The organism is Streptomyces sp. AC555_RSS877 (assembly GCF_019049245.1).
Lineage (GTDB): Bacteria > Actinomycetota > Actinomycetes > Streptomycetales > Streptomycetaceae > Streptomyces.
This window is the reverse complement of sequence record NZ_JAGMUK010000170.1, coordinates 1-254: the sequence shown is the minus strand read 5'-3', so window position 1 is coordinate 254 and position 254 is coordinate 1. Positions and strand designations below refer to the sequence as shown.

1 protein-coding gene is annotated in these 254 nt (G+C 71.7%); it reads right to left on the bottom strand.

All coding sequences use genetic code 11. The features are described from left to right. Positions 1 to 254 (bottom strand): transposase (locus KUM49_RS38280; protein ID WP_217241570.1); only part of this gene is annotated, 254 nt, incomplete at both ends.

Below are 254 nucleotides of genomic sequence, written 5' to 3'. Positions count from 1 at the left end.
CCCAGAGGACGTTGACGCGGCGGCGAGCGAGAGCCAGGACGGCCTGGGTATGGCGCTTGCCCTCGGCACGTTTGCGATCGTAGAAGCGCCGGGATTCCCCGCAGTGGCGGATGCTGAACAACGCCGAGGTGTAGAAGACGCGTTGGAGGCGGCGGTTGTACCGCTGCGGGCGGCGCAGGTTCCCGCTCAGCTTCCCGGAATCGCGGGGCACCGGGGCGACGCCGCCGAAGCCGGCGAGGCGGTCGGCGGTGCCG